This is a genomic window from Pseudotamlana agarivorans (assembly GCF_001642835.1).
Classification (GTDB): domain Bacteria; phylum Bacteroidota; class Bacteroidia; order Flavobacteriales; family Flavobacteriaceae; genus Pseudotamlana; species Pseudotamlana agarivorans.
On sequence record NZ_LXEI01000029.1, the window covers coordinates 1 to 1,695 of the forward strand.

Consider the following 1,695-nt stretch of genomic DNA (forward strand, 5'->3'; position numbering starts at 1 on the left):
TTCTCCGTAGAGTAAATCGTTTTGAACTTTGTCCTGCATCACATAAACCGTACAAATATCATAACTACGGAGTGTTGCTGGAATTCGGTGCATATTGGGTAATTTTAAAGTTGGCGCCTCTTCCATCAGTAAAAAAGAAGAGTTTTTACCTCTTAAGCTCATCTGTTTGATAATGGTATGCATCACCATGGCAATAACTGGAGAATACACTGAGTCGTATTTCGGGTTATTAACCAAGGATATGACCGCAGGGTTTTCAGGGTTATTGATATCTAACGGAACCTTATCCTTAGAGAGCACATAAAACAGTTTTTGGGAACTTATCTTTTTGAAGGCATTCGCCAAGGTACTTTTAACTCCTGCCGTTTGTTTCTCTGAATCTATGCCATTAATAAAAGCACTAGCCATACTTCTTGAAGTAAAATCAGATTTCAAAAAGGCTACCAATTTTTTAGTACTTAAAATTTGAAACAAGGCAATGACATGAGGTAGCGTACAAAATTCAGGGTAAGCTGTTTTCATTTTCCATATCATCCCACTCAATAAACCTTCCACGGCATCAGAAAAAAACTTGTTGCTTCCTTTATTTTCAGAAAGGTTTTGTTCCATCAGGTTTTCCATAAGAACTCGTGACACCTCATTAACACTTTCCTCATTGGGTAGATAATGTGGAGCGATAGGGTTCACCCGATAATGGATTTGATCAAAGGCAATGGTATAAAAAGTCATTTTCATGTCACTAAACAGCGGATAGGCAATTTCGGTAAGTTCAAAATCTTTATAATCATGAATCACCCCACAAAAGCCATTCTGACTAAAATGTTTCAGAAAATTATAGACCACACTTTCAGTTTTCCCACTTCCTGCCGAACCAATAATGGATGCCCCTCTTCGGATGTTGTCGATTTTAAACTTGCCATTTTTCAATTTGAATCGCACCTTGTATTTCTTATGAATTGATCCATTATTTTCACCATAGAACCATCCATACAACAAAGCTCCAATGATTAAGATTGGACGAACAACATACAAAATGATATGCTCTAATTGCCAATTCATATGCCTATAGATCCTGATTCGATTGCTCTGCCGATCCCTTTTTTCAAGGTGTTGATAGCTTTTAAGGTAAGCTGAAACTTATTTGTAGGTATACTTAAAAAGGTGGTATTCACGCCTGTTTTTTGTAATAAATTAAAGGCTATGGCTTTTTCGCTAGAGGGTAATCTTGTTATCGTTAAGAAATACAGCTTAGGATCTTTTAAATAGGTTTTCCGTGCTTTGTAGGACTCCACATAATTGCGCTTGTAGCTAAACATCGTATCAAATGTTTTTTCGGCATTGGTATAAAACAGATCGCGATCAAAACCTCGTTTTACCATCTTGTCGTTCATTTCTACTACAGAGGCTTTGTACTTGCTTCCTGGAGACAGACTATAGCGGTTAGACACATCCTTTCGGCTCACGATAATATGGATATGACTTTGAGGTCCGGGTTTAGACATACCCCGAACGATACGTTTACCATTGGTTTGATAAGGCGCTTCTCGCTCCAAACGTTCTATTTCTTTTTTCATTTTATTGATATTCCCATTGGTTTCTCCGTGTTTTATGCTTCTAATTTTCTGCTTCAATTCTAGTATTTTAGTGGCATACGGTTGGTTTTCCTGTATTTGCTTATCTGAACCTTTAAAAGTG

At 37.1% G+C, this 1,695-nt stretch carries 2 protein-coding genes; both read right to left on the bottom strand.

What is annotated here, in order from left to right:
* Nucleotides 1-1,059, bottom strand: a 1,059-nt coding sequence (locus A6I66_RS16030) for a type IV secretory system conjugative DNA transfer family protein (protein WP_067151811.1), incomplete at its 3' end; no start/stop codon positions are given.
* On the bottom strand, nt 1,056-1,695 hold a 640-nt coding region (locus tag A6I66_RS16035), incomplete at its 5' end, for a DUF5712 family protein (RefSeq protein ID WP_245683472.1). The genes A6I66_RS16035 and A6I66_RS16030, both read right to left, overlap by 4 nt.